We start from the raw sequence: 20,215 nt of genomic DNA, 5'->3' as shown, positions 1-20,215 counted from the left end.
GCTCAGCCCCCGAAGCCCCGCAGGCCGTCCAGTACCCGCGCCGCCCGGCCGTCGTCGAGGGCGGCGGCGGCCATGGCCACGCCTGCCTCCGGCCCGGCGGCCTCGCCCGTCACCTCCAGCACCAGCGAGGCACCGAGCAGCAGCGCGTCCCGGTGGGGGCCGCGGTCCTCGCCGGAGAACACGTCGCGAATGGCGGCGGCGTTCGTTTCGGCGTCGCCGCCGGCCAGGTCTTCGGGAGCACAGCGTCCGAGGCCGTAGTCCTCGGGCCGCCGGCGGGTCTCGACGATACGGCCGGGCGTGACGTCCAGCAGCAGAAACTCCCCGCAGGGCGTGGCTTCGTCCCAGCCCGGCTCGCCATGCACCACGAAGGCGCGCTCCATCTCCATGCCGGCCAGCGTCGCGGCCATGAGCCTGGCCGCCTCCTCGCTGAAGGCGCCGACGAGGTGATACGGCGGGGCGGCCGGGTTGGCCAGCGGCCCCAGCAGGTTAAACACCGTGCGCACGCCCATGGCGCCGCGGATGGGGGCGATGGCCTTCATGGCCGGATGGTAGTAGGGGGCGAACAGGAAGGTGAAGCCGGTCGCCGCCAGGCACTCCACCGCCGCGGCTTCGTCCAGCGGCAGCGTGAGCCCCAGCGTCTCCAGCACGTCGGCGCTGCCGCAGCGCGAGGACACCGAGCGATTGCCGTGCTTCACCACCCGGGCGCCGCAGGCGGCGGCGAGCAGGCCGGTGCCGGTGGACAGGTTCAGGCTGCCGGAGCCGTCGCCGCCGGTGCCGACCGTATCGACGGTGGGCGCGCCGGGCGGGATGCCCGGATCCCGGGCCAGCTCGCGCATGGCGGCGGCGAAGCCCCGGATCTCCTCCGCGGTCTCGCCCTTCGCGCGCAGCCCGGCCAGCAGGGCGCCGGCCAGCGCCTGGGGATACGCATCCTCCGCCAGCGCGTGCATCAGCCCGTGCGCCTCCTGCTCCGAGAGGTGCTCGCCTTCGAGCAGGCGCTCCAGTAAACGGCTGCCCTCGCTCAATGCTCCGCTCCCGGGCGCTGTTCGATGAAATTGCGCATGAGGTGGTCGCCCTCCGGTGTCAGCACGCTCTCGGGATGGAACTGCACGCCCTCCAGCGGCAGCTCCCGGTGGCGCACGCCCATTATCTCGTCCTGCTCGGTGCGCGCCGTCACGATCAACGCGTCGGGAACGGTCTCCGCTTCGGCGCACAGGGAATGATAGCGGCCGGCCTCGAACGGCTGGGAGAGGCCGCGGTAGACGCCCTGGCCGTCGTGGCTGACCGCCGAGGTCTTGCCGTGCATCAGACGACCCGCGCGCACGATGCGGCCGCCGAAATGCTGCACCAGGCACTGATGGCCCAGACACACGCCGAGCACGGGCACGCGGCGCTCGAAGGCGGCGATCATGGCCAGCGAGACGCCGGCATCCTCCGGTCGGCCCGGCCCCGGGGAGATCACCAGGTGAGTCGGCTCGAGCGCCAGCCCTTCCTCCACGGTGATGCTGTCGTTGCGATAGACGTGCACGTCGGCGCCCAGCGCCGCAAAGGCCTGCACCAGGTTGTAGGTGAAGGAATCGTAGTTGTCTATGAGCAGGATCCTCGCCGTGGCCTGCCCGCGACTGCCGTCGGCTATGCCCCTGACCAGCATGACTAGAGCCCCTCCTTCGCCATGTCCAGTGCCCGGCGGAGGATGGCGCTCTTCGCCATCACCTCCTCGTACTCGCGCGCCGGCACGCTGTCGGCCACCAGGCCTGCGCCGGCCTGGAAGCGGTACTGGCCGTCGCGGAACACCATCGTGCGGATCGTGATGGCCTGATCCATGTCGCCGCCGTGGCCGAAATAGCCCACCGTGCCCGCGTACAGGCCGCGGCCCACCGGCTCCATGGCGTCGATGATCTCCATGGCCCGGACCTTCGGCGCACCCACCAGCGTGCCTGCCGGGAAGGCGGCGGCGAACAGATCGAAGGCGTCCCGGTCTTCGGCCAGCGTGCCCTGCACGCCGCTCACGATGTGCATGACGTGGCTGTAGCGCTCGATGGAGAGGTACGGATCCACGTGTACGCTGCCGGCCTCGGCGACGCGGCCGAGATCGTTACGGGCGAGGTCCACCAGCATCACGTGTTCGGCGATCTCCTTGGGGTCGGCCAGCAGCCGCTGCTCGTTGGCCCGGTCTTCGGCCGTGGTCGCTCCGCGCGGCAGGGTGCCGGCGATGGGTCGGAGAGAGGCCCGCCGCCCGTTCAGCCGCACCAGCGCCTCCGGCGACGAGCCCACCACCTGCAGGTCGCCGAGATCCACGAAGAAGAGATAGGGAGAGGGGTTCAGCAGCCGCAGCGCGCGGTAGGCCTCGAAGGGCGAGACCGTGCTGGCGCCCGAGAAGCACACCGACAGGACGATCTGGTAGATATCGCCCGCCGCAATGTGCTCCTTGGCCTGCTCCACCGCCGCCATGTAATCCTCCGGCGAGACGCTGGCGGTGGCATCCTCCACCCGGCCGCCGTCCTCCTGGGCGTCCTGCGGCACGGCACCCCGCAGCCGGCCGATCACCTCCGTGCGCAGCGCCCGCCGCTCGGACTCGGAGCCCGCGTGCAACAGGGCGGCCCGACGGGTGAGGTGATCGAACACCAGCAGGGACTCCGGCGCCACGTAGGCGGCCAGCGGCATGCCCTCCTGGGCCGGCGGACCGTCCGGCAGACGCTCGAACCAGCGCACCAGGTCGTAGCCGGAGACGCCGACCAGTCCGCCGGTGAAGGGCAGCTCTTCGGCCTCCGGCGCAAGCCGGGGCACGCCGGCCAGCGCCTGGCGCAGGCCGTCGAGCAGTTCATCCCGGCCCCGGGGCAGCGGCCGCGACTCGCCGTCCACCCGGAAACCATCGGCATCCAGCCGCACCTCGCGGCCCGGCCCGAAACCGAGGAAGGAATAGCGCGCCAGACGCTCTCCGCCCTCCACGCTCTCGAGCAGGAAACGCGGGCCGAGATCCGCCAGCTTCAGCCAGGCCGATACCGGCGTGTCCAGATCGGCGGTTATGTCGAAGGGGCCCTGCATGTCTGTCCCGGTCTCCCTTGGATTGGTCTCGTGTCAAAAAAAAACCCATCCCCACGGTGCTGCGGAGATGGGTTTTCGGTTGTCCTGTCTGGTGAACGCTAGCCGGCTACCCTCTCCCGGAGAGGCCGCCACCACCAGATGCCGATTGCGTTCGGAGCGTTCATGACCGTCGGGAGTATCCACGGCCCCCGGCAGAGGGTCAAGCGCCACGGGCTCCGCACTGGCCTCACAGGCCGTAGAGCAGCGGCAGCACCAGGGAGAAGCCGAGCCACATGATCAGCGTCAGCGGGATGCCCACCCGCAGGAAATCCGAAAACTTGTAGCCGCCGGCACTCAGGATCAGCAGGTTGGTCTGGTAGCCGATCGGCGTGGCATAGCTCATGTTGGCACCGAACAGCACCGCAAGCACGAAAGGCAGCGGATCCGCGTTCAGCTGCTGGGCGATGCTGATGGCGATGGGCGTGCCGATCACCGCCGCGGCATTGTTGCTGACCACGTTGGTCAGCACGGTCATGATCAGCATGAACGCGCTCAGGATGAACGGTATCGGCATGGCGTCGGTGATGTCCACGAACTCGTGGGCGAGGTAATAGGCCATGCCGGTCTGCAGCAGCGCGCCGCCGAGCCCGAGGCTCGCGACGATGATCAGGACGACCGGGCGGCTCAGCGCATCGCTGGTGTCGCGCCAGGTGAGGCAATTCGAGGCCAGCATCAGGCCGACGCCGGCCAGCGCGCTCACCGAGATCGGCAACAGCCCGAAGGCGGCGGTCAATACCACGAAGGCCATGATGGCCAGCGCCCGCTTGGCCCGATGGGTGTGCGGCAGCGAGGTGGTGCCGTCCAGCACGAGCATGCTGCCGCTCGCCTTTAGCGTCTCGATCGCCTTGCGCGAGCCCTGCACCAGCAGCACGTCGCCGGCGCGCAGGCGCACCGAGCCGATGTCGGAGGTCAGCCGCGAAGCCGGCATGCGCGCCCGGTGCAGCGCGAGCGGCAGCAGGCCGCTGGACTGGGCGAAGCGCGAATCGGCGAGCGTACGGTGATGCAGCGGCGAGCCGCGGGTCACCACCACCTCCGCCAGCTGTTGCCCCTTCGAGCCCTCTCCAGTCTGCTCCTTGCCGCCCATCCCGTGCAGGGTGGCGCCGAGCTCGCGTTCGTACTCCTTCAGGTTGTCCGGTGTGTCCTTCACGAACAGCCGATCGCCCGGCTGCAGTTTCACCGAGGGCAGCTTGGCGACGAACAGCGACTCGCTGCGCCGGATGCGGTCCACCCGCATGCGTCCGCCCGTGCGCGCCAGCACCTCGGATAGGGTCTTGCCGGCGGCGAAGCTGTCCTCGTCGACGTGCAGCTGGGCGCTGAAGACCCGCGGCGAGGTGTCCTCCAGGGGCGGCACGCGTTCCGGCACCAGCCGCGGGCCCGCCAGCCACAGGAACAGGATGCCGGCGGCGCCCACGATGGCCACCGGCAGCGCGAAATCGAACATGTCCAGGCGCGCCTGGCCCAGATCGGCGGCAATGCCGACCACCAGCAGGTTGGTCGAGGTGCCGATGGTCGTGGACATGCCGCCGAGGATGGTGGCGAAGCCCATCGGCATCAGCACGCCGGACACCGGCACCTTCGAGCGCAGCGAGGCCGCCACCAGGATGGGCAGCAGCAGCACGACGATGGGCGTGTTGTTCAGGAAGGCGCTCAGCACCGCGCCGGCCACCAGGGTGAGCAGCAGCGCGATCATCGGCCGGGCCTTCCAGGCCGCGGCGATCGCGCTCGCCAGCGGCTGCAGCGCGCCGGTGGTCTCCAGACCCTTGCCCACGATCATGAGGGCGCACACGGCCACCAGCGCCTCGTTGCCGAAGGCACCGAAGAAATCCGCCGGACCGAGCAGCCGCTCGCCGTCGGACGTGTACGGGAAGATCTGGAACAGCAGTATGAGCGCGACCAGGATGCCGAGGCTCGAGCTCTCCAGAGGGATGTTGTCGCGCGTGAACAGGATCAGCGCGATCACGGTCAGCACGAGGACCGCTATGCCGTGGGCATCGGGCGTGAGTGTTTCCAAACCGTCCTCGCAACGTCAACCAGCAACGCGGCCCCCGCCGGGGGATCGCCGAGTATACGGGACCGCCCCCACGGCCGGACCGGGGAGTTTCTCACATCCGCTCCGCGGGCAGGACCACCCCGCGGACGGAAGCTGACACGCGGCAGCATGGCGGCGCCGGCGGGATTTGGGCCTCGATCGGGTTTCTGCTATGGTCGCGGCGAGTCCGCCGCGGCGCATCATCGCTGCCCGGCCGGCGCCTGGCCACCCTTGCAGGGCCACCCGTGTGGCCGCCCCTTCAGGAGTCCGCCCATGAGCTTCAAGCAGCTGCTGGAAACCTGGCAGAAGACGCCCCGTGTCACCCGGACCGAGGAGGAATATGCGGTCCGCCTGCCGCTGGAGGACGCGGCCCGGCTGCACGCCCTGGAGGAGCTGTTCGGCGGCCCCGAGCTGGAGCAGATCATCACCGACCTGCTGGGCACCGCCCTCGACGAACTGGAGGCCGCGATGCCCTACGAGCCCGGCGAACGCGTCATCCGCGAGGACGAGCAGGGCGACCCCATCTACGAGGACGCCGGCCTGACGCCGCGCTTCATCGAACTCGCCCGCAAGCATCTGCGCGCCCTGGAGAGCGCCGGCAGCGACTGAGCCGAACGGCTCGCCCGCACCCATGTCCCGCAGCACCGACGACGCCTGGGGCGCTCCCGGCGTCGGCGTATTCCGTTACAGCCGCCGGGCGATCGAACTCGTCTGGAGCACCTCCCGCGCGCTAGCCGTCTGGCTGGGGCTGGCCACCGTGGCGGCCGGCCTGCTGCCGGCGGCGGTGGCCTGGGTGGGCCAGCAGATCGTGGACTCCGTGGTGGCCGCGATGCAGTCCGGCGGCGGCTACCGGGAGGCGCTGACCTGGGTGGCGGTGGAAGGCGGGCTGCTGGTGCTCACCGCCGCCAGCCAGCGCTCCATCTCGCTCTGCCAGTCCCTGCTGCGCGCCCGGCTGGCGCAGCGGGTGAATACCATGATCCTGGAGAAGGCGCTGACGCTGTCGCTGGACCAGTTCGAGGACGCGGAGTTCTACGACAAGCTGACCCGCGCCCGGCGCGAGGCCTCCAGCCGGCCTCTGAGCCTCGTGAACCGCACGTTCTCGCTGGCCCAGAACGGCATCTCGCTGGTCAGCTACGCCGTGCTGCTGGTGCAGTTCTCGCCCTGGGCCGTGCTGCTCCTGGTGCTGGCGGGTCTGCCGGCCTTCGTGGCGGAGACCAAGTTCTCCGGCGACGCGTTCCGCCTGTTCCGCTGGCGCTCGCCGGAGTCGCGCATGCAGATGTACCTTGAGACGGTGCTGGCCCGCGAGGACCACGCCAAGGAGGTGAAGCTGTTCCGCCTGGGCCCGCTGCTGCTCGACCGCTACCGGGACATCTTCCACCGCCTCTACCGCGAAGACCGGCGCCTCACCATCCGCCGCGAGACGTGGGGCTTCTTCCTCGGCCTCATCGGCACGGCGGCGTTCTACGGCGCTTATGCCTGGATCGCCGTCAGCACGGTGGACGGCAGCATCACGCTGGGCCAGATGACCATGTACCTGCTGCTGTTCAAGCAGGGTCAGAGCGCGGTGGCCGCGAGCCTCGCCGCCATGGGCGGGATGTACGAGGACAACCTCTACCTCTCCAACCTGTACGAGTACCTGGAACAGCCGGGCACCATCGCCGGCGGCGACCGCACCGCCGGGGAGTCGCCCGGCGACGGCATCCGCTTCGAGGGCGTGGGCTTCACCTACCCCGGCAACGAGACCGCGGCGCTCACGGGCATCGACCTGCACATCGCCCCCGGGCAGAGCCTGGCGCTGGTCGGCGAGAACGGCGCGGGCAAGACCACCCTGATCAAGCTCATGACCGGCCTGTACCGGCCCACCGAGGGGCGCATCCTGCTGGACGGCACGCCGCTCGCGGACTGGGACCCGGACGCGCTCACCCGCCGCTTCGGCGTGATCTTCCAGGACTTCGCCCGCTACCAGTTCACGGTGGGCGAGAACATCGGCGCCGGCGACGTGGACCATTTCGCGGACGAGGAGCGCTGGCGCGAGGCGGCGGGCCTCGGGCTGGCGGACGCCTTCATCGAGCGGCTGCCGGCCGGCTACTCGAGCCAGCTCGGCAAGTGGTTCCGTGACGGCCAGGAACTGTCCACCGGCCAGTGGCAGAAGATCGCGCTGGCCCGGGCGTTCATGGACCGGGGCGCCGACATCCTCATCATGGACGAGCCCACCGCCTCCATGGACGCGGCCGCCGAGGCGGCGATGTTCGAGCATTTCCAGGAACTCGCGGCCGGGCGCATCACCATACTGATCTCCCACCGCTTCTCCACGGTGCGCCGCGCGGACCGCATCCTGGTCATCCAGCACGGCCGCGTCACTGAGGCCGGCAGCCACGAAGAGCTGATGGCGCTGGGCGGGCACTACGCTACACTGTTCTCCCTGCAGGCCGAGGGCTATCTGTGAGCCGCCGCCGGCCGGAGAGAACACCGTTGCACGGAGCCGAATACATGCCGAGGTTTGGGAGAGCGCTGCTGGCGGCACTGGCCCTCGCGCTGGTGGCGGGCTGCGGCGAGCAGCGCACCGACGCGCCGGCCGAGCCGCCGCTCGGGGCCTGGCGTGCCTGGCTCGAGCTGCCCGGCGGCCGCGCGCCCTTCGGCCTGGAGCTGGGCCGCGACGGCGCCGGCCACCGCGCCACGCTGATCAACGGCCAGGAACGGGTGCGCGTGCCCGAGGTCGCCGTCAGCGGCAGCCGGGTCACCCTCACGTTCCCCGCCTACAACAACCGCATCGAGGCGGAGTGGGCGGAGGGCCGGCTCACCGGCACGCTCACCCTCGTGAAACGCTATGGCAAGGAGCAGCGCATCCCCTTCGCTGCCGTGCCTGGCACCGCGGCATCCAGCCAGCCCCACGCCACGGCGGAAGTGGACGTCTCCGGGCGCTGGGAGGTGAGCTTCACGGAGCCGGACGGTAACCAGCATCCGGCCGTGGGCGAGTTCGCCCAGCGCGGCAACCGGCTGTTCGGCACGTTCCTCACCGAGACCGGCGACTACCGCTACCTGGAAGGCACGGTGCGCGGGCGCGAGGTGACCCTGTCCAAGTTCGACGGCGCCCACGCGTTCCTGTTCAAGGCAGTGGAAGAAGAGGGCCGCCTGACCGGCCGCTTCTGGTCCGGCACCGAGTGGCAGGAGACATGGTCGGCCGTGCGCAACCCGCGGGCCTCGCTGGCGGACGCCCGGCGGCTGACCTTTCTGAAGCCCGGCTACGAGCGCTTCACTTTCACCTTCCCCGATACGGACGGCCAACCGGTCTCGCTGGACGACGAGCGTTTCCGCGGCAAGGTGGTGGTGGTGACGCTGGCCGGCAGCTGGTGCCCGAACTGCCACGACGAGGCCGCGTTCATGGCGCCGCTGTACAAGCGGCTGCGCGGCCAGGGCCTGGAGGTGGTCGCACTCATGTACGAGCACCTGGAGGACTTCGACGCGGCCGCCGCCCAGGTGGAGAAGTTCCGGCAGAAGTTCGGCATCGAGTACGCCACACTGATCGCGGGCATCTCGGACAAGACGGAGGCCGCGAAGACACTGCCCTCGCTGAACCACGTGCTCGCGTTCCCCACCACCATCTTCATCGGCCGGGGCGGGCGGGTGCGCCAGATCCATACCGGATTCCAGGGCCCGGGCACGGGCGAGCATTACGAGCAGCTGACCCGGGAGATGACCACCTTCATCGAGGACCTGCTGGCCGAGCCCGTGCCGGCAGCCGAGGACGCAGCCTGAGGAGGGCCACATGCCATCGTTCGACGTCGTCTCCGAAGTGGACATGCACGAGGTTACCAACGCGGTGGACCAGGCCAACCGGGAGGTCACCAACCGCTTCGACTTCAAGGGCACCGGCGCGAAGTTCGAGCAGGAGGAGTCGGCCATCCGCCTGCGTGCGCAGGTGGAGTTCCAGCTGCAGCAGATGATGGACATCCTGCGCCAGAAACTCGCCAAGCGCGGCATCGACGTCGCCTGCCTGGAGGCGGGCGAGGTCGAGGAGAGCGGCAGCGAGGCACGCCAGACCGTGACGCTGCGCCAGGGCATCGACTCGGCGCTGGCAAAGAAGATCGTCCGGCTCGTCAAGGATTCGAAGATGAAGGTGCAGGCCTCCATCCAGGGGGAAAAGGTTCGCATCAACGGGAAGAAGAAGGACGACCTGCAGGCGGCGATCGCGCTGCTGAAGGACGCCGACATCGACCTGCCGCTCCAGTACGAGAACTTCCGCGACTGACCCGCCCGTGAGCGAACCAGCCGACAGCGGCAACGGCGGCCTGCGCCGCAGCGAGATCGTCTTCGCCCGCAAGGACCGGGCGCTGCGCGACGACGTACGCACCCTCGGTCGTCTGATCGGCGAGCTGCTGCGCGAGCAGGGCGGCGAATCCCTGTACGAGCTGGTGGAGAGCGCCCGGCGCATCTCCATCCGTCGCCGGGAGGGCGACCGGGAAGCCGCAGCCGAGCTCACCGACCTGGTGCAGGCCCTGCCGCCGGATACCGCCCGCGACGTGATCCGCGCCTTCTCCACCTACTTCGAGCTGGTGAACACGGCCGAGAAGGTGCACCGCATCCGGCGGCGGCGGGACTACCTGCGCGACGAAGACACGTTCCAGCCCGGCGGCCTGGAGTACGCCCTGCGCGACCTGCACGAGGCCGGCGTCAGCAACGCCGACCTCGACACGCTGCTGCATCGGCTGCGCATCCAGCCGGTGTTCACGGCCCACCCCACGGAGCCCACCCGCCGTACCATCCTGCGCAAGGAGCAGAACATCGTCCGCCATCTGGTGGACATGCTGAACCCCACGCTCACGCCCCAGGAGGAGCGCACCGCACTCGCCTCGATCCGCGCCGAGGTCACCGCCATCTGGCAGACCGAGGAGCACCCCTCCGAGAGCATGACCGTCGCCGACGAGCTCGAGCACGTGCTGTTCTTCCTCACCGACGTGCTCTACCGGGTGCTGCCGCCGTTCTACGAGAGCCTGGAGGACGCCATCGGCGCCGTCTACGGCCAGGAGACGCTCGACAACATCGAGATACCGGACCTCATCTCCTTCGCCTCCTGGGTCGGCGGCGACATGGACGGCAATCCCAACGTGGGGGCGAAGACCATCCGCGATACGCTGACCCGGCAGCGCTCGCTGATCCTGGACCTCTATTACCGGGAGTGCGGCCGCCTGTCCGGCAAGCTCAGCCAGACGGTGTCCCGCGTGGGCGTGGCGCCGGCCATCCTGGAACGCATCGAGGTCTACCGGGGCCACTTCCCCCACGCCTGGCACGCGGTGCCGGCCCGCCACCGGGAGATGCCCTACCGGATGTATCTCCGCCTCGTCCAGGAGCGGCTGCAGTCCACCTACGACGACAGCGCCTTCCCCTACGAATCGGCGCAGGAGTTCGAGGCCGACATCCGCCTGATCGCGACCAGCCTGCGCGCGAACCGGGGCCGCCATGCCGGGCTGTTCACGGTGCGCCGGCTGCTCCGGCGCATCCGCACCTTCGGTTTCCACCTGCTGACCCTGGACGTGCGCCAGGACGCACTGGTGCACCGGGAGGTGGTGGGCCGCTGCCTGGACATCGAGGACTGGCTGGAGTGGACGCCGGAGGCGCGGGCGGAGCGCATCCGCGAGGCCTTGCTGGACCGGGAGCTGCCCAAGGCCGACAGCACCGACACGCGCATCCGCAAGACCCTGGCCGTGTTCCAGGCCATCTCGTTCTGCCGGCGCAAGTACGGCAAGCGGGCCATCGGCCCGTTCATCGTCAGCATGACCCAGGGCGCCGACGACGTGCTGTCCGTGCTGCTGCTGGCCCGCTGGGGCGACCTGGCGTCGAAGGGCGGCAAGGTACCGCTGGACGTCGCACCCCTGTTCGAGACCGTCGACGATCTCAGGAACGGTACCCGCATCATGCAGGAGCTGCTGGCCGACGAGGTCTATCGCAAGCACCTCGCCCACCGCGGCGACGAGCAGATGATCATGGTGGGCTATTCGGACAGCAACAAGGACTCGGGGCTGGCCTCGGCGCGCTGGGCGCTGTACGAGGCCCAGGCGGATCTCGTGCGCGAACTCGACAGCGAGGATCTCGACATCACGCTCTTCCACGGCCGCGGCGGCACCACCAGCCGGGGCGGCGGCAAGACCCACGCCGCGGTACTGGGCGCGCCGGCGGACACCATCCGCGGCCGCCTGCGGGTCACCGAGCAGGGGGAGATCATCAACGAGAAGTACGGCCTGCGTGGCATCGCGCTGCGCACGCTGGAGCAGCTGATGGCCTCGGTCTCCATCGCCACCGCCAACCCGGAGCGCACCACGCCGGAACCGGACGAGTGGCGGCAGATGATGGACACCGTCGCCGTCGAGAGCCGCAAGGTCTACCGGGGCCTCGTCTACGAGCGGCCGGGCTTCTTCGACTACTTCCGCTGCGCGACTCCCATCGACGTCATCGAGCGCATGCGCATCGGCTCGCGGCCGTCGTCCCGGCGCAAGCAGCGGGGCATCCAGGACCTGCGGGCCATCCCCTGGGTATTCGCCTGGACCCAGAGCCGGCACATCCTGCCGGGCTGGTTCGGCTTCGGCAGCGGACTGCGCGCGGCCATCGAGATCCACGGCGAAGAGGCCTTCACGGCCATGACCCGTGAGTGGTTCTACCTGCAGTCGCTGCTCTCCGACGTGGAGATGGTGCTGGCGAAATCCGACATGACCATCGCCTCGCGCTACTCGGAACTCGCCGGCACGCTGCACGAGAAGTTCTACCCGGTGATCTGCGACGAATTCGAACTGACCCGGGACATGGTGCTGAAGCTCACGGGCAACGCGAACCTGCTGGAGAAGGACAAGACGATGCAGCGGGCCATCATGCTGCGCAATCCCTACGTGGACCCCATGAGCCTTCTGCAGGTGGATCTCCTGGCCCGCTGGCGCGCGAAGGAGCGCGACGACGACGAACTGTTCGCGGCGCTGCTGGCCAGCGTGAACGGCATCGCGCAAGGGCTGCAGAACACGGGCTGATCCCCTGTAGGAGGGCCTTCAGGCCCGATCCGGTTTCTTTTGACGTTGGCCCGCCAGCGTCACTGACTGGCGGATCCTCTCGGCCACCACGAGGCGGCCGTCATGCGGGGGTATCCATCGCCGCGACCTTTTGTCGGGAGCAAGATGGATACCCCCGCAGGGCGGCCACAATAGAAAGGGGGTCTGGCAGGGCGGGGTCGGGCCTGAAGGCCCTCCTACACGTCGTTGTAGGTGACGAATTCTTCCAGCTTCTTGCGGCGGATGTCCGGCACCCGGGCGTCCTTGCCGGGATAGCCCGTCACCAGCAGCAGGAACGGCCGCTCGCTCTTCGGGCGCTCGAGGATCTCGTTCAGGAAGCCCATCGGGCTGGGCGTGTGGGTGAGGGTGGCGAGGCCCGCGTGGTGCAGCGCCGTGATCAGCATGCCGGTGGCGAGGCCCACGGATTCCTGGGGGTAGTAGTGCTTCACCCGGGTGCCGTCCTCCAGGTAGCCGTATTTCTGCAGGAACACGGCGATCAGGTAGGGCGCCTTCTCGAGGAAGGGCTTGTCCGCATCGGTGCCCAGCGGCGCCAGGGCCTGCAGCCATTCCTCCGGTGCGCGGCGCTGGTAGAACTCCCGCTCCTCGGTCTCCGCGGCTTCGCGGATGCGCCGCTTGGTCTGCGGACCGCTGACGACCACGAAGTGCCAGGGCTGGCGGTTGGCGCCGCTGGGCGCCGTGCCCGCGGCGCGCAGGCAATCGTCGATGATCTGGCGGGGGACGGCGCGGGACGAGAAATCCCGCACGCTGCGCCGGCGCTCGAGTTCCTCGTGGAAGCGCCGCGCCCGGTCGCGCATATCGGCGACGGGGAACTCCCGGTAGGCGGGCAGCGGGATGAATCGGGCATCGGCCATCGCTCTCTCCTCGCGCCGCCTGCGGCGGCCGTCAGGGCCCGGACCCGCCGGGCAGGGGAATCATGTCGCACTCCGGATCCGGTTCCCCGTGCTCGTTCTCGGACACGGCCCAGGCACGCACGGAGATGCCGGCCTCGTGGACCGTCTCGGGATTGCCGCTGACCAGCGGATGCCACCAGGCGAGGCCGCGGCCCTCGCTGATGCGGCGATAGGCACAGGACCGGGGCAGCCAGGTCATCTCACCCAGCGAATCCGGACTCATCACGAGACAGTCCGGCACCCGCTCGGCGCGGTTCGCATAATCCGAGCAGCGGCAGCTGCCGAGCTCCAGCAGGCGGCAGGCCACCCGGGTGTAGCGCACCTCGCCGGTGTCGATGTCCTCCAGCTTGTGCAGGCAGCAGCGGCCGCAGCCGTCGCACAGCGACTCCCACTGTTCGCGGGTCATCTCCGCCAGCGGCGTGGTTTTCCAGAACGGTTTCACGGCCGCTCCCGCCCCGGCCGTCCGCAAGCCGCTCCTGCCGATGTCAGTGCTCCGTCCAATTCCCTGTCCCGCCGGCTCCGCCTCTCACTGGCCTCGTATCGGGCCACGGTTGCTAAACTAATCGTTTTCCCCCGGCCATCACAATGAGCAATAGCCCCAAAGCCGACGCCGTTTTCCTCGACCTGGACACGATGGGTGCCGGCGACCTGGACCTCGCCCCGCTGGCGGACGCCGTCGGCGGCAGCCTGGAGGTGCACGGCGCCACCGAGCCCGATGAGGTCGCCCGCCGCATTGCCGACGCCAGACTGGTCTTCCTGAACAAGGTGAAGCTGGGCCGCGCCGAGATCGAGAGCGCGGGCCGCCTGGGCTTCGTGGGCCTCACCGCCACGGGCGTGGACAACATCGACCTCGAGGCAGCCGGAGAGCGGGGCGTGGTCGTGGCCAACATCCGCGACTACTGCACGCAGTCGGTGGTGCAGCACGTCATGGGCGTCATGCTCTCGCTCACCCACCGGCTGGCCGAGTACACGGCGCTGGTCGCCGCCGGCGACTGGCAGCAGGCCGGCAACTTCTGCCTGCTCGACTATTCCATCCGGGAACTGGCCGGCAGGCGCCTCGGCATCGTCGGCTACGGGGCGCTCGGCCGCGGCGTCGCCCGCATGGGCGAAGCGCTGGGGATGGAGGCGCTGATCAGCGAACGCCCGGGCGCGGACTCCGTGCGGGCGGGCCGCCGGCCTTTCGAGGAGGTGCTCACGGAGGCCGACGTGCTCAGCCTGCATTGCCCCCTCACGGAAGTTAACCGGGGAATGATCGGCGCCGGCGAACTGCAGCGCATGAAGCCGGATGCGGTGCTGATCAACACCGCCCGCGGCGCGCTGGTGGACACCGCCGCCCTCGCCGCGGCGCTCACCAACGGGCGCATCGCGGGCGCCGGCATCGACGTGCTGCCCCAGGAGCCGCCGGTGGACGGCGATCCGCTGCTCGACTACCGGGGCGACAACCTGATCCTCACCCCCCACATCGCCTGGGCGGCGCGGGAGTCCCGCCAGCGCGCCATCGCGGAACTCGCCGAGAACGCGCGCGCCTGGCTCGCGGGAGAGCCCCGCAACCGGGTGAACTGAATGTCGCAGGGCACCGCGCTCGTCTGGTTCCGCCGGGACCTGAGACTCTCCGATAACCCGGCGCTGCGCCGGGCGGTGGACGAGAGCGAGACGGTCGTCCCCGTCTTCATCCACGACGAGGGCGAGGGCGAATGGGCGCACGGCGCCGCCTCGCGCTGGTGGCTGCATCACAGTCTGGCCGCGCTGGACGAAGCGCTGCGGCAGAAGGGCAGCCGGCTGGTCATCCGCCGCGGCGAGCCGCTGGCCGTGCTGCGCGAACTCGCCGGCGACACGGGAGCCGACGCGGTGCACTGGAACCGCCTCTACGACCCCCACCTCGTGGAGCGGGACACCCGTGTTAAGGAGGGGCTGGCCGAGTCCGGCATCCGCGCCCGCAGCGACAAGGCGGCGCTGCTGCTGGAGCCCTGGGAGATCGCCACGGGCAGCGGCGACCCCTACCGGGTGTTCACGCCCTTCTGGCGGCGGGCCCGGCAGGAGCTGCCGCCGCCGGAGGCGCTGGAGGCGCCGCACACCGCACGGCCGCCGGATTCCTGGCCCGTCTCGCTGGACCTCGCCGAACTCGGCTATCTGCCGCGCATCGACTGGGCCGCCGGCTTCCGCGAGCACTGGACTCCGGGCGAGGCCGGCGGCCGACGGCGCCTGGAGACCTTCGCCGACGGCGCGCTGCGCGACTACGACGAGACCCGGGACATCCCGGCCGTGGACGGCGTCTCCCGACTCTCGCCGCACCTTCACTTCGGCGAGATCTCCCCCCGCCATGCCTGGCACCGGATCGCGGCCCGGGCGGAGGATTATCCCGACGGCACCGAGGTCTGGCTGCGCGAACTCGGCTGGCGGGAGTTCGCCCACCACGTGCTCTACCACTTCCCCCGCACGACCGACGAGCCGCTGTACGAGAAGTACCGGAACTTCCCCTGGCGTCAGGATGGCGAGGACATGCTGGAGGCCTGGCAGCAGGGCCGCACCGGCATACCCGTCGTCGATGCCGGCATGCGGGAGCTGTGGCACACCGGCTGGATGCACAACCGGGTGCGCATGATCGTCGCCTCGCTGCTGGTGAAGAACATCCGCCTGCACTGGCTGGAGGGCGCGCGCTGGTTCTGGGACACCCTGGTGGATGCGGATCTGGCCAACAACACCATGGGCTGGCAATGGTCGGCGGGCTGCGGCGCCGACGCCGCGCCCTATTTCCGCATCTTCAACCCCGTACGCCAGGGCGAGCGCTTCGACGGCGACGGCAGCTACGTGCGCCGCTGGGTACCGGAGCTCGAGCACGTGCCCGACCGCTACGTCCACGAGCCGTGGAAGCTGCCGGCGGACGAGGCCCGCCGCATCGGTTTCACACTGGGTCGTGACTACCCCCGGCCGATCGTGGACCTGAAGCAGTCCCGCAAGGAAGCCCTGGAAGCCCTCAAGCGACTGTGAACCACGTTCTTTCATGGCCGCCCTGCGGGGGTATCCATCTTGCTCCCGACAAAAGGTCGCGGCGATGGATACCCCCGCATGACGGCCGTGCTCGCGGTGGCGTGAAGGCGCTGCCAGTCAGAAGCGCCTGCTGATTGGTGCCCAAGCCTCTCGGCTACGGGCCCGCCAGCGGCTGGGGCGGGCTGCGGGGGTCGTCCGGGCCGACTGGAGCCATGACGGCGGGAAGGAGGCCCGGCCGAAGCGAGGGAGGACAGGACGTCCGACTGAGCGTCCCCCGTAGCCCGCCCCAGTCGATGGCGGGCCTACGCCAACAGAAAGCCGGGTCGGGCCTGAAGGCCCTCCTACATGGGTTACGCGCGGCGCAGCGTGTTGACCGGCGGCGCGTTCACCGCACCGCGGGCGGCCAGCGTACCGCTGATACCCACCAGCAGCATGCCGGCGACCATCCCGGCCGCCCACAGCACCGGATCCACGGTGTAGGCCAGGTCGAACAGCCGTTTCGCCGCGAGCATGCCGAGAACCGTCGCGCCGGCCGCCGCGAATACCCCGGCGAGCAGGCCCAGCGCCAGGAACTCCGAGGCGAGACCCGCCATCACGGTGCGGCGCTTCGCGCCGAAGGTGCGCAGCAGAGCGCTCTCGTAGCGGCGTTCGTCCAGGGTGGCCTGGACCGCCGCGAACAGCACGACCAGACCGGCCAGCAGGGTGAACAGGAAGACGTACTGCACCGCCAGTGCGGCCTTGTCGATCACGCCGCGCACCTGGGCGATCAGCGCCTGGATGTCGATCACGGAGATGCTGGGATGGCTGCGTACCAGCTCCAGCAGCACGCCCTTGCTGTCCGGATCGATGTAGAAACTGGAGATATAGGTCTTCGGGTAGCCCTCCAGCGCGCCCGGCGAGAGCACCATGAAGAAGTTCGGCTCGAAGGAGTCCCACTGGATCTCGCGGATGCTCGCCACTTCGGCGGTGAGGGGCTCGCCCGCCACCAGGTAGGAGAGCTCGTCGCCGAGGCCCACGCCGAGCTCCTCGGCGGCATCCGCTTCCATGGACACCAGCGGTGGACCGTCGTAGCCCGCCGGCCACCAGCTGCCCGCCACCACCCGGTTGCTGGCGGAAAGCTCGCCGGTGAACGAGAGGTTCTGCTCCCGTTCCGACATGCCGCGGCCCCGCTCGTCCTCGAACGTGATCTCGCCGATGGGGGTGCCGTTGATGGCCGTCAGCCGCGCGCGCACCAGCGGCACGAACTCCGGCGCCTCGATGCCGGCACCGCGGAGGATGTCGGCGACGCTCGCCCGGTCGTCCGGCTGGATATTGATCAGGAAGTGGTTCGGCGCGTCCTCGTCCAGTGTGGCGCGCCAGCCCGCCAGCAGATCGTTGCGCACCAGCGTCAGCAACAGCAGGACCATCAGGCCGAGACCGAATGCCACCACCTGCACCGCGCTGTCGCCGCCGCGGCGGGCGACGTTCGCGAGCCCGTAGCGCCAGGCGACGCCCACCCGGCCCCGCATCCGCGACAGCGCGAGCACCAGCAGCCGCCCGGCCAGATACAGCACGCCCGCTATGACGGCAGTGCCGCCGAGGACCAGGACCAGCAGGGCGACGTCGCGCACCGCCCAGTAGACGAGCGCCGTCAGCGCACCGAGCGCGGCCAGCGTGGTGAGCCAGGCGGCGGGCGGCGGCGGTGTCAGATCCCGGCGCAGCACCCGCAGCGGCGGCGTGCTCTTCAGGCGCATCAGCGAAGGCAGCGCGAAGCCGAGCAGCAGGATGAGCGACGTGCCCACGCCGAGCGCCACCGGCGTCAGCGACGGCGCCGGCAGGTCGCTGCCGATCAGGCCGGCGAGCAGCCGCGACAGGCCGCTCTCGGCCAGAAACCCGATGCCCGCGCCGACCAGGCCCGCCGCCAGCCCGATCATCAGCAGCTGCAGCAGCGAGACCCGGAATATGAACGACTGGGACGCGCCCAGGCTCTTCATCAGCGCCACCGAGTCCAGGCGCCGTTCCGCATAGCGCCGGCCGGACATGGCCACGGCGACGGCCGACAGCAGCAGGCTCACCAGCGAGGCCAGCGACAGGAATCGCCCGGCCCGCTCCACCGCCGCATTCAGCTCCTCGCCCGCATCGCCCCGGTCCTCGAGACGCACCGTGTCGGGCAGCCGGTCCTGCCACTCCTCGACGAAGCCGCGCACCGCCTCCCGGTCGCCGGCGTACAGCTGCGCGTGGCTCACCCGGCTGCCGGTCTGCACCAGGCCGGTGGCAGGCACCTCGCCGAGATTCATCAGCAGGCTGGGCGCCAGGCCGGCGAACCCGGGGGTCTGATCAGGGCGGTAGGTCAGCACGGCGTCCACGGTCAGCGTGGACGCGCCCACCTCGACCCGGTCGCCCACCCTGGCGCCGATGCGGGCGAGCAGCGCATCGTCGGCCCACACGGTGCCCGACGGCGGCAGACCCTCCACGGTGCGCTCGGCGCCGAAGATCTCGTCGGCGATGCGCACGGCGCCGCGCAGGGGATAGCCGGGGCCCACGGCCTTGATCGTGGCCAGCGCGTTGCGCTCGCCGGCGAAGACGACGCTCGGGAAGGTCAGCGTCTCGGCCGTCTCGAGGCCCATCTGCCTTGCGGAGGCGAGGGGGGCGTCGTCCATCTCCCGGGCCGAGCGCAGGCGGATGTCCGCGGCGAGCACTTCGGCGGCCTGCAGCGACACCGCCTGGGCGATGCGGTCGGTGAGGAATCCGATCGCGGTGAGGGAGGTCACCGCGATGGCCAGCGCGGCGGCCAGCACGATCAGCTCGCCGGAGCGCGCCTCGCGCCGGAGCGCCGTGAATGCGAACGCGGCGGTCTTCATCACTGGCCGACCAGGCGTCCCGCCTCCAGCGACAGGCGGCGGTCGCAGCGCCCGGCCAGCGACTCGTCGTGGGTGACCAGCACCAGCGTGGCCTCCGAGTCGCTGTTCAGGCGGAACAGCAGGTCGATGATGCGCTCGCCGGTGGCCGCGTCCAGGTTGCCGGTGGGCTCGTCGGCGAACAGCACGGCCGGATTCGTGGCGAAGGCACGGGCGATGGCCACCCGCTGCTTCTCGCCGCCGGAGAGCTGGTTCGGGTAATGGCCCTTGCGGGCGGCCAGCCCCACCTCGGCCAGGATGGCCGCGGCCCGCTCGCGGGCATCCTCCGCCCCGTCGAGCTCCATCGGCAGCATGACGTTCTCGATGGCCGTGAGCGACGGCACCAGGTGGAACGACTGGAAGACGAAGCCCACGCGGGCGGCGCGCACCGCGGCGCGGCCGTCCTCGTCCAGCGCCGAGAGTTCGCGGCCCTCCAGCCACACCCGGCCGGACGTGGGCGTGTCCAGACCGGCGAGCAGCGCCAGCAGCGTGGACTTGCCGGCGCCCGACGGCCCGACGATCGCCACCGACTCCGCTCGGCCGATGGCGAAACTGACGTCGTCCAGAATGGTCAGACTTCCTTCCGGACTGGTAACCTTTTTGCTGAGATGCTCGGCGACGAGCGCCGCATTCGAATCCACTGACATGAACAAGCTCTTCCTGACCCTGCTGCTGGTATTCGGCGTACCGGCCATTGCGGATGTTTCCCTGGCGGATACTGCCCGGAGCGACATTGCCGACGGCCCGCCGCCCACCATCCTGGTGCTGGGCGACAGCCTCAGCGCCGGCTACGGCCTCACCATGGAGGAATCCTGGGTGTCGCTGCTGGCCTCGCGGCTCGCGCAGGAAGGGTACGGGCATCGGGTCGTCAACGCCAGCGTGAGCGGCGACACCACCTCCGGCGGGCTGGCGCGTCTCGGCCCGGCCCTGGCACGCCACGAGCCGGAGCTGGTCATCATCGAGCTCGGCGGCAACGACGGCCTGCGCGGGCTGCCCCTGGACGTGGTGCGATCCAACTTCGAGGCCATGATCGAGCAGAGCCGGGAGGCCGGCGCCGAGGTAGTGCTGCTCGGCATGCGCATCCCGGTCAATTACGGTCCCCGCTACGCCGAAAGCTTCCATGCCCTGTACGGCGAGCTGGCCGAGACCTACGACCTGGAGTGGGTGCAGTTCTTTCTGGACGGCGTTGCGCTGGACGACGGCCTCATGCAGGCCGACGGCATCCACCCCAACGCCGAGGCCCAGCCGCTGATGCTGGACAACGCCTGGCCGGCGGTCGCGGCAGCGCTGGCGAACTGA

Annotated in this window: 16 protein-coding genes; 8 read left to right on the top strand and 8 right to left on the bottom strand. The window is 70.2% G+C overall.

The window, feature by feature from the left end; all coding sequences use genetic code 11:
* Positions 1-2: 2 nt before the first annotated feature.
* The 4 genes from trpD to ACJMK0_RS03520 form a co-directional block, all read right to left on the bottom strand.
* Positions 3-1,022 (bottom strand): anthranilate phosphoribosyltransferase, encoded by a 1,020-nt coding sequence (trpD, locus tag ACJMK0_RS03535; RefSeq protein ID WP_405235558.1) that lies wholly within the window; start codon positions 1,020-1,022, stop codon positions 3-5.
* A complete protein-coding gene (locus tag ACJMK0_RS03530) occupies positions 1,019-1,648 on the bottom strand; it encodes an anthranilate synthase component II (RefSeq protein ID WP_405235556.1) in 630 nt (209 codons plus the stop codon). The genes trpD and ACJMK0_RS03530 overlap by 4 nt, the downstream gene beginning before the upstream one ends.
* A 2-nt stretch (positions 1,649-1,650) precedes the next feature.
* Positions 1,651-3,042, bottom strand: coding sequence for an anthranilate synthase component I family protein (locus ACJMK0_RS03525; RefSeq protein WP_405235554.1), 1,392 nt, complete (start codon positions 3,040-3,042; stop codon positions 1,651-1,653).
* A 226-nt stretch (positions 3,043-3,268) separates the two neighbouring features.
* On the bottom strand, positions 3,269-5,092 hold the full coding sequence (locus tag ACJMK0_RS03520; RefSeq protein WP_405235553.1) for an SLC13 family permease: 1,824 nt from the start codon (positions 5,090-5,092) through the stop codon (positions 3,269-3,271).
* A 291-nt stretch (positions 5,093-5,383) separates the two neighbouring features.
* Between ACJMK0_RS03520 and ACJMK0_RS03515 the strand changes: the two genes are divergently transcribed.
* The 5 genes from ACJMK0_RS03515 to ppc are packed head-to-tail and all read left to right on the top strand — an operon-like array spanning position 5,384 to position 12,123.
* Positions 5,384-5,719 carry a type 1 pili tip component gene (locus ACJMK0_RS03515; RefSeq protein ID WP_405235551.1) on the top strand — a complete coding sequence of 112 codons (336 nt, stop codon included), beginning with the start codon at positions 5,384-5,386 and terminating at the stop codon, positions 5,717-5,719.
* A gap of 22 nt (positions 5,720-5,741) precedes the next feature.
* Entirely contained in the window at positions 5,742-7,556 is a 1,815-nt protein-coding gene (locus tag ACJMK0_RS03510; RefSeq protein ID WP_405235549.1) for an ABC transporter ATP-binding protein, read from the top strand.
* A 44-nt stretch (positions 7,557-7,600) separates the two neighbouring features.
* Positions 7,601-8,866: a TlpA disulfide reductase family protein gene (locus ACJMK0_RS03505; protein WP_405235547.1), complete on the top strand. Its 1,266-nt coding sequence runs from the start codon at positions 7,601-7,603 to the stop codon at positions 8,864-8,866.
* Positions 8,867-8,876: 10 nt separating this feature from the next.
* On the top strand, positions 8,877-9,359 hold the full coding sequence (locus ACJMK0_RS03500) for a YajQ family cyclic di-GMP-binding protein (protein ID WP_405235546.1): 483 nt from the start codon (positions 8,877-8,879) through the stop codon (positions 9,357-9,359).
* A gap of 7 nt (positions 9,360-9,366) precedes the next feature.
* On the top strand, positions 9,367-12,123 hold the full coding sequence (gene ppc, locus ACJMK0_RS03495) for a phosphoenolpyruvate carboxylase (protein ID WP_405235544.1): 2,757 nt from the start codon (positions 9,367-9,369) through the stop codon (positions 12,121-12,123).
* A gap of 215 nt (positions 12,124-12,338) precedes the next feature.
* On the opposite strand, the gene ACJMK0_RS03490 is transcribed toward ppc, so the two are convergent.
* Together ACJMK0_RS03490 and ACJMK0_RS03485 are read right to left on the bottom strand one after the other, a co-directional pair.
* Positions 12,339-13,013: a nitroreductase family protein gene (locus ACJMK0_RS03490; protein WP_405235542.1), complete on the bottom strand. Its 675-nt coding sequence runs from the start codon at positions 13,011-13,013 to the stop codon at positions 12,339-12,341.
* Positions 13,014-13,044: 31 nt separating this feature from the next.
* A complete protein-coding gene (locus tag ACJMK0_RS03485) occupies positions 13,045-13,494 on the bottom strand; it encodes a YcgN family cysteine cluster protein (RefSeq protein ID WP_405235540.1) in 450 nt (149 codons plus the stop codon).
* A 143-nt stretch (positions 13,495-13,637) separates the two neighbouring features.
* On the opposite strand from ACJMK0_RS03485, the gene ACJMK0_RS03480 reads away from it, so the two are divergent.
* Positions 13,638-14,615, top strand: a complete 978-nt coding sequence (locus tag ACJMK0_RS03480; RefSeq protein ID WP_405235538.1) for a D-2-hydroxyacid dehydrogenase — start codon at positions 13,638-13,640, stop codon at positions 14,613-14,615.
* Positions 14,616-16,040: a cryptochrome/photolyase family protein gene (locus tag ACJMK0_RS03475; RefSeq protein WP_405235536.1), complete on the top strand. Its 1,425-nt coding sequence runs from the start codon at positions 14,616-14,618 to the stop codon at positions 16,038-16,040. It begins immediately after the preceding gene.
* A gap of 350 nt (positions 16,041-16,390) precedes the next feature.
* On the opposite strand, the gene ACJMK0_RS03470 is transcribed toward ACJMK0_RS03475, so the two are convergent.
* Together ACJMK0_RS03470 and ACJMK0_RS03465 are read right to left on the bottom strand one after the other, a co-directional pair.
* On the bottom strand, positions 16,391-18,880 hold the full coding sequence (locus tag ACJMK0_RS03470; RefSeq protein ID WP_405235534.1) for an ABC transporter permease: 2,490 nt from the start codon (positions 18,878-18,880) through the stop codon (positions 16,391-16,393).
* On the bottom strand, positions 18,880-19,563 hold the full coding sequence (locus tag ACJMK0_RS03465; RefSeq protein WP_405235532.1) for an ABC transporter ATP-binding protein: 684 nt from the start codon (positions 19,561-19,563) through the stop codon (positions 18,880-18,882). The genes ACJMK0_RS03470 and ACJMK0_RS03465 overlap by 1 nt, the downstream gene beginning before the upstream one ends.
* On the opposite strand from ACJMK0_RS03465, the gene ACJMK0_RS03460 reads away from it, so the two are divergent.
* Positions 19,562-20,215 (top strand): arylesterase, encoded by a 654-nt coding sequence (locus ACJMK0_RS03460; protein ID WP_405235530.1) that lies wholly within the window; start codon positions 19,562-19,564, stop codon positions 20,213-20,215. The genes ACJMK0_RS03465 and ACJMK0_RS03460 overlap by 2 nt on opposite strands.

Source organism: Lentisalinibacter orientalis, assembly GCF_040706535.1.
GTDB lineage: Bacteria > Pseudomonadota > Gammaproteobacteria > Steroidobacterales > Woeseiaceae > Lentisalinibacter > Lentisalinibacter orientalis.
The sequence above is the reverse complement of the archived record's forward strand: the minus strand, read 5'-3'. Positions and strand labels throughout refer to the sequence as shown.